The 7,067-nt window shown below is 74.0% G+C and carries 6 protein-coding genes; 3 read left to right on the forward strand and 3 right to left on the reverse strand.

The features are described 5' to 3' along the window. The 3 genes from RIM90_RS29585 to RIM90_RS29595 all read left to right on the forward strand — a co-directional run. Nucleotides 1-2,777, forward strand: a 2,777-nt coding sequence (locus RIM90_RS29585) for an alpha/beta fold hydrolase (RefSeq protein WP_309063815.1), incomplete at its 5' end; no start/stop codon positions are given. Nucleotides 2,778-2,798: 21 nt separating this feature from the next. Beyond that, nucleotides 2,799-4,028 (forward strand): crotonyl-CoA carboxylase/reductase, encoded by a 1,230-nt coding sequence (ccrA, locus tag RIM90_RS29590; protein WP_309063816.1) that lies wholly within the window; start codon nucleotides 2,799-2,801, stop codon nucleotides 4,026-4,028. 67 nt (nucleotides 4,029-4,095) lie between these two features. Continuing rightward, nucleotides 4,096-4,290, forward strand: a complete 195-nt coding sequence (locus RIM90_RS29595; protein ID WP_309063817.1) for an antitoxin — start codon at nucleotides 4,096-4,098, stop codon at nucleotides 4,288-4,290. Nucleotides 4,291-4,338: 48 nt separating this feature from the next. On the opposite strand, the gene RIM90_RS29600 is transcribed toward RIM90_RS29595, so the two are convergent. From RIM90_RS29600 to RIM90_RS29610, 3 genes are all read right to left on the reverse strand, one after another. After that, nucleotides 4,339-4,950: a 4'-phosphopantetheinyl transferase superfamily protein gene (locus RIM90_RS29600; RefSeq protein WP_309063818.1), complete on the reverse strand. Its 612-nt coding sequence runs from the start codon at nucleotides 4,948-4,950 to the stop codon at nucleotides 4,339-4,341. 433 nt (nucleotides 4,951-5,383) lie between these two features. Further along, nucleotides 5,384-6,868, reverse strand: a complete 1,485-nt coding sequence (locus RIM90_RS29605) for an AMP-binding protein (protein WP_309063819.1) — start codon at nucleotides 6,866-6,868, stop codon at nucleotides 5,384-5,386. Then, the coding region (locus RIM90_RS29610; RefSeq protein ID WP_309063820.1) for an acyl carrier protein at nucleotides 6,868-7,067 on the reverse strand (200 nt) is incomplete at its 5' end. The genes RIM90_RS29610 and RIM90_RS29605, both read right to left, overlap by 1 nt.

Consider the following 7,067-nt stretch of genomic DNA (forward strand, 5'->3'; position numbering starts at 1 on the left):
GATTCTGCGCGCTCGGCTCGGTCAAGACCAACATCGGCCACCTCGGAGCCGCCGCCGGCATCGCCGGACTCATCAAGGCCGTCCTGGCCCTGGAACACCGGCAGATCCCGCCGAGCCTGCACTTCGACCGGCCCAACCCGCTCATCGACTTCGACGCGAGCCCCTTCCGCGTGCCCACCGCCCTGGAGGACTGGCCCGAGGGGGAGCACCCCCGCCGGGCCGCCGTCAGTGCCTTCGGCATCGGCGGCACCAACGCCCACGTCGTCCTGGAGGAGGCACCCCCCGCCGCACCCGCCGCGCCGCGCCCGCCCGAGGAGGAGCGCCGCGTGGTGCTGCCGCTGTCGGCGCGCACCGCCGGTGCCCTGCGCGGCCAGGCCGAGGCACTCGCCCGGCACCTGGAGCGCCGGCCGGAGCTGCGCCTGGACGACGTGGCCCACTCCCTGCGCACCGACCGGCCCGCGCTGCGCCACCGGCTCACCGTCTCGGCCGCCTCCCGCGCCGAGGCCCTCGACGCGCTGCGCTCCGCCGCCCCGGCCACCCCGCCGCTGTCCGACGACCCGGTCCGGGTGGCGTTCCTGCTGCCCGGCGGCGGCACCCAGTACCCCGGCATGGGCAAGGAGCTGTACCGCGACCACGCCGTCTACCGCGACACCGTCGACGAGTGCGCCCGCATCCTGCGGCCCGTCCTCGGTACCGGCCTGCGCACCGCCCTCTTCGAGGAGCAACGACCCGACGACCTCTCCGCGTTCCTCGGACTCGTCGTCACCGAGTACGCCCTGGCCCGCACCCTCATGGAGTCGGGCGTGCGTCCCGACGCGCTGATCGGCCACTCGCTCGGCGAGTACACGGCCGCCTGCCTGGCCGGCGTCATCGACCTGGCGGACATGCTGCCCCTGGTCACCGAACGCATCCGGCTCATCAGCTCCGCCGGCGGAGCCACGGTCGGCGTCGCCGCCCCGGCCGAGGAGATCCGGCCCCTGCTCGACGCCGAGCTGTCCCTGGCCGCCGTCAACGGCCCCAGCGCCTGCACCGTCGCCGGGCACCTCGACGCCGTCACCCGCTTCGAGGCCGAACTCACCCGCCGCGGCGTCCCGTTCCGCCGCCTGCGCATCCCCGTCGCGGCCCACTCCCACGTCCTGGACCCCGTCCTGCCGGCCTACGAGACCCACCTGCGCCAGGTCACCCTGCACCCGCCGCGCATCCCGTACGTCACCAACGTCACCGGCACCTGGATCACCGACGCCCAGGCCACCTCCGTACGGCACTGGATCGACCACACCCGCGACACCGTCCGGTTCGCCGACGGCATCACCGCCCTGTGGGACCGGCTGCGCCCCGTCCTCGTGGAGATCGGGCCCGGCGACACCCTGACCAAGCTCGCCACCGGCCGGCTCACCGACGAGGCACCGGTCACGGTGACCACCATGCGGCACGCCAAGGCCGAGGCGTCCGACGGGTTCGTCCTCGCCGAGGCGCTCGGACGGCTGTGGAGCGCGGGCGTGGACAGCGCCCTGCCCCCCGTGCCGGGCGCGCCCCGGCGGGTGCCGCTGCCCCCGTACGCCTTCGAACGCCGGCGCCACTGGATCGACGCACCGGGCGCCCGGACGGACCCCGCCGCGTCCGACGACGCCCCGGCCGCCGCGGACTCCGGCCTCGCCCCACGGCCCCGGCTGACGACCGAGCACGTACCGCCCCGCACGGACCGCGAACACGAGGTCACCCGGCTCTGGGAGGAGATTCTCGGCATCGGCGGCATCGGGCTGCACGACAACTTCTTCGACCTCGGCGGCGACTCGATGCGCGCCGTGCTGCTGGCGGGCCGGCTGCGCCAGGCCGGTGTCCTCGACGTCCCCGCGGCGACCCTGCTGGCCGCACCCACCGTGGCCGGGGTCCTCGCCACGGCCGACCAGCCGGCCGAGGAGACGCCGGACAGCACCACCACCGCGCTCGGCCCGCTGCTGCCGCTGCGCGCCGAGGGCACCGCCACGCCCCTGTTCTGCGTCCACCCCGGCGCGGGCATCGCCTGGCGCTACACGGGCCTGCTGCCCCACCTCGGCGGCGACCAGCCCGTCCACGGCATCCAGGCGGCCGGCCTCGACGGCACCCGGCCGCCCGCCCCGGACGCCGCCGCCATGGTCGCCCACTACCTCGACCTGGTACGCCAGGTGCAACCCCACGGCCCCTACCGGCTGCTGGGCTGGTCCTACGGCGGATTCGTCGCGCACGCCATGGCCTGCGCCCTCCAGCGCGACGGGGAGCAGGTCGAACTCCTCGCCATGCTCGACGCCCCCCAGCCGCACGGCACCGCCCACGACCCCGAGGCAGCCGAACGCCAGGTCGCTGCCCTGCTGTCCAGGGTGGCCGGGCTCGCGGTCGACGGGGCGCCCGTGGACACCGTCCTGGACCGGATCGACGCCCGGGTCACGGCAGACCCGTCCAGCGTCCCCGTCACCCGCGCCGAGGCCGCCGCCATCGCCGCCGTCATGCGCAACAACCTGCGCATCGCGCCGCAGTTCGCCCCCGGCGTCTATCGCGGGGACGTGCTGTTCTTCAGCGCCGCCGAGGAGCAGCCCACCGACTTCCCGGCGGACCTGGCGGTGCTGCCCGGCAAGGCCGACAGCTGGCGGCCCTACGTCGACGGAACCCTCCACGACCACCACGTGCCCTGCGGCCACTACGAGATGACCGAACCCGAACCGATCGCCCGTATCGGCGAAGCGGTCGCCAAGGCCCTGCGCGGCCTCGGTGACCGGGCCTCCACCTCCCCTTCCCCCTGAACCCGCGCGAGGAGAACCAGCGTGAGTGCGACCCAGGACCTCTACGAACTCGGTGACGCGCCCGAGATCGGCACCGCCCCGAAGAAGATGTACGCCTCGCTCATCCGCCGTGAGCGCTACGGACAGCCCGTCGATGCCTTCCGCACCGAGGTGGTCGACGTCCCGCCCGTGCGGCGCGGCCAGGTCCTGGTGAAGGTGATGGCGGCCGGCATCAACTACAACAACGTCTGGGCGGCGCTCGGTTCGCCGCTCGACGTGATCGCCGCGCGGCAGAAGGCGGGCGCCACCGAGGACTTCCACATCGGCGGCTCCGACCTGTCCGGAATCGTCTGGGCGGTCGGCGAGGACGTGCGCGGGGTGAAGCTCGGGGACGAGGTGGTCGTCCTCGCCAACCGCTGGGACGAGAAGGCCGAGGACATCCGCCTCGGCGGCGACCCCACCTGGTCCACCAGCCAGCGGGTGTGGGGCTACGAGGAGAACTACGGCTCCTTCGCCCAGTTCGCGGTGGTCGACGACTACATGTGCCACCCCAAGCCCGCGCGGCTGTCGTGGGCGGAGGCCGCCTGCTACATGGCGACCGCCGCCACCGCCTACCGCCAGCTGTTCGGCTGGCCGCCGCACACGGTGCGCCCGGGTGACCCGGTGCTGATCTGGGGCGGCGCCGGCGGGCTCGGCTGCATCGCCATCCAGCTCGTCCGGCACGTCGGCGGCATCCCCGTCGCGGTCGTCTCCAGCGAGGAACGCGGCGAGTTCTGCCTCAAGCTGGGCGCCGAGGGCTACGTCGACCGGCGGAAGTTCGACCACTGGGGGCGGCTGCCGGACACCTCCGACGACGAGGCCATGGGCCGCTGGCTGTCCGGAGCCCGCGCCTTCGGGCGGGCCTTCTGGGACGTGCTCGGCGAGCGTCGCAGCCCGCGCATCGTGCTGGAGCACTCCGGCGCCGACACCGTCCCCACGTCCCTGTACCTGTGCGACAACGGCGGCATGGTCGTCCTGTGCGGCGGCACCACCGGCTACAACGGCGACGTCGACCTGCGGTTCCTGTGGATGCGGCAGAAGCGCCTGCAGGGCTCGCACGTCGCCACCGCCCGCGAGGCACGCGAGGTGACGCGGCTGATCGACCAGGGAATCATCGACCCCTGCCTGTCCCGGACCTTCGATTTCGACGAGATCGGCCTCGCGCACCAGCTCATCCACGACAACCGCCACCCGGCGGGCAACATGGCGGCCAGGGTCGGCGACCGCGGGTGATTCACGCCCGGCCAGAGGGGTACCTGCGGCGGGGTACGACGCACACGCACCTCCCGGAGGTACCCCCATGGGCAAGCTGGGCGACATGATGAACAAGGCCAAGCAGATGGCCAAGGGTCACCCCGACCAGGCCGACAAGGGCGTCTCGGGCGCCGAGCGCATGGTCGACGAACGGACCGGCAACAAGTACGACGCCAAGACCGACAAGGCGGCCGACGCGGCGCGACGTTCCTACCGGGACGGCGGCACGCCCGAGCGCTGAACCGACCCGCCGCCCGTCCCCCATGCGCCGGGGACGGACGGCGTCCGCTCAGCCGCGAGTGCCGACCCGGCCGGTGACGTAGCTGAACGCTCCCGCACCGACGCGCACGACCCGCACCCGCACGGCGTGGGCGGGATCGGCGCGCAGGCACACACGCAGACCGTCCCTGCAGGGCGAGACCCGCAACTCCCGCAGACTCCCCTCCGGACCCTCCCGGCCCTCACCCGTCATCACGGTGAGGGCCTTCCACGCCGCCTCCTTGGCGGAGAACACCTCCGTCACCGACCAGGCCGCGTTCGCACCGAGCGGCAGCCCCGCGTCGGCGAGCAGGGACTCCTCGTCCTCGCGCAGCACCAGGCGGGCCGCTTCGCGGGGGAGGGGCCGCAGCTCCAGGTCGCAGCCGACCGGCAGGTCCCGGCCGGGGGCACCGGCCACGGCGACGGCTATGCCCGTACTGTGCGAGATGGACGCGGTGCGGCCCGGCGGGAACACCGGCAGGCGCCCCGACCGGGGAACCTCCCCGCAGTCCAGCCCCACCGCACGCAGGGCCCGCCGGGCGGCCCGCCGACCGGCCAGGAACTCCAGACGGCGCCGCTGCGGCATCGCCGCAGCGGCGGCCGCCTCGGCGGGCCCGGCCGGTTCCGCACCCGGCTCCGACACGGCAGCCACACCCAGCCCGAGTCCCGCAGCAGCCAAGAGCGGCCCGAGCGCCATCAGGACCCCACCGACCGCAGACAGCGCCTCTCCACCACCCGGTGCTGTCCCCACGGACTCCACACCGACCCGGACCCACGAAGCGGCCGTCCACACGACTTCCTCATCGGCCTGCGCCGGCCGCACGGCTTCCGCACCTGCCCGGGCCGCCCTCGAGGGCTTCACATCGACCTGGCTCGCCCACGTGGGCTCTGCAGCGGCCGAGGCTGTCGGCTCGGGTCCCGGATCGGCCGGGGCCGACCACGTGGGTTCTGCACCGGTCCGGGCCGGCCGCGCGGGTTTGCGTACGGCAGCGACCCGGGTCGGCCACGACGGAGACGCCGTGGCCGACCCGGGTCGCATCGGGCTCCCGGTCATCGCCGTTCGCCGCCGTACGCGCTCACGCCCGCAGCAGCTTCTTGATGATCTTCCCGGCGGGGTTGCGCGGCACCTGCTCGATGAACTCGACCCGCCGCGGCCGCTTGTACGGCGCCAGCAGCCCCGCGACATGCGCGAGCAGCTCCGCCGTGCCCGGCTCCGCGCCCGCCTCCAGGGCGACGTACGCCAGCGGCACCTCGCCGTAGTCCTCGTCGGGCATTCCGACGACCGCCGCGTCCCGGACCGCCGGGTGGGTCATCAGGGCGCGCTCGATCTCCGAGGGGTAGACGTTCTGGCCCGCCCGGATGATCACGTCCTTGGTGCGGTCCACCAAACTGATGCGGCCCTCCTCGTCCATGAAGCCGAGGTCGCCCGTCCTGATCCAGCCGTCGAGGGTGATCCCCCGTGTGGCCTCCGGGTCGTTCCAGTAGCCCTGCATGACGCCCGGCCCGCGCACCACGATCTCGCCGATCTCGCCGGGCGGCAGCTCCCGGCCGGTCTCGTCCACGGGGCGGGCGGACATGCCCGGCACGACCCGCCCGCACGGGATGCGGGCGGTGACGTCCCCGGGCGCGGGGTGCTCGTCGGGACCGAGCGTGACGAACGGGCCGCCCACCTCGGTCATGCCGTACACCTGCCGGAAGCCGCACCCGAGCCGTTCCACCGCGTCGGCGTAGACGTCGAGCGGCATCGGGGCAGCCCCGTACAGCACCTCCCGCAGGGAGGACAGGTCGGTGCGGTGGGACGCCTTCGCCTGGAGCATGAAGCGCAGCATCTGCGGCACCAGCCACATGTGGGTGGCGCGGTGCGCCTCCACCGCGGACAGCGCCCGCTGCGGGGTGAACCCGGGCATCAGCACGACCGTCGCGCCGGCCGCCAGGTAGGTCAGGGAGACGACCATGCTGCCGTGGTACAGCGGGCAGCAGTTGACCATGACGATGTCGTCCGTGGGGCGGGCCATCACCAGCCAGCCCAGCGCGATGGCGCGGAACGACGCGCTGTCGACCGTCACCCCCTTGGCCTGCCCGGTGGTCGCCGAGGTGTGCAACACGGCGATCGGGTCCGTGTCGGCGACGTCCGGCAGCTCCCGCTCGGCGGCCAGCGTGCCCAGCGCCGCGAAGGCGGGCTTGTCGAAGGCCACCCGGATCCGCACCGAGGACGGCAGCCCGGTGTGCCGGTCCAGCAGCTCGGACTCACCGAGGACGGCCACCGCGCCGACGCGCTCGACGATCCCGGCGACCTCGGGCTCGGCCAGACTGTGGTTCAGCGGCACGAACAGCGCGCCGAGCCGGGCCAGCGCGAAGTAGCTCTCCAGAACCTCGATCCGGTCCTTGGACAGCACGGCCACCCGGTCGCCCCGCCGGATCCCCAAGTCGGCAAGTCCGCGCGCGAGTTGCAACGTACGGTCATGCAGTTCGGCCCAGGTGACGCTGCGTTCCTCGTCCACCAGCGCGGTCCGGCCGGGCCGGCACTGGCGGTTGCGCTCCAGCAGTTGCGTCAGCCACATCACACACCGCCGCTCGCGCCGGCGACCGTGCGCTCGGCCACGAAACGCTCGTAGTCGCCGATCGTGCGCAGTTCCTCCATGTCCTCGGCGGTGATCTCGACGCCGAGCCGCTGCTCGACCAGCAGGACGAGACGCACCAGGTCCCCGGAGTCGATGCCGCTGGCGGCCAGGTCGGCGTCGTCGCCGATCCGGTCGGCGT

Source organism: Streptomyces sp. (assembly GCF_031181555.1).
GTDB classification, from domain to species: Bacteria; Actinomycetota; Actinomycetes; order Streptomycetales; family Streptomycetaceae; genus Streptomyces; species Streptomyces fimbriatus.

Coding starts and splice junctions, on each gene's coding strand:
- RIM90_RS29595 (WP_309063817.1), top strand. CDS start 4,096: ATGGGCAAGCTGGGCGACATGATGAACAAGGCCAAGCAGATGGCCAAG.
- RIM90_RS29605 (WP_309063819.1), bottom strand. CDS start 6,868: ATGTGGCTGACGCAACTGCTGGAGCGCAACCGCCAGTGCCGGCCCGGC.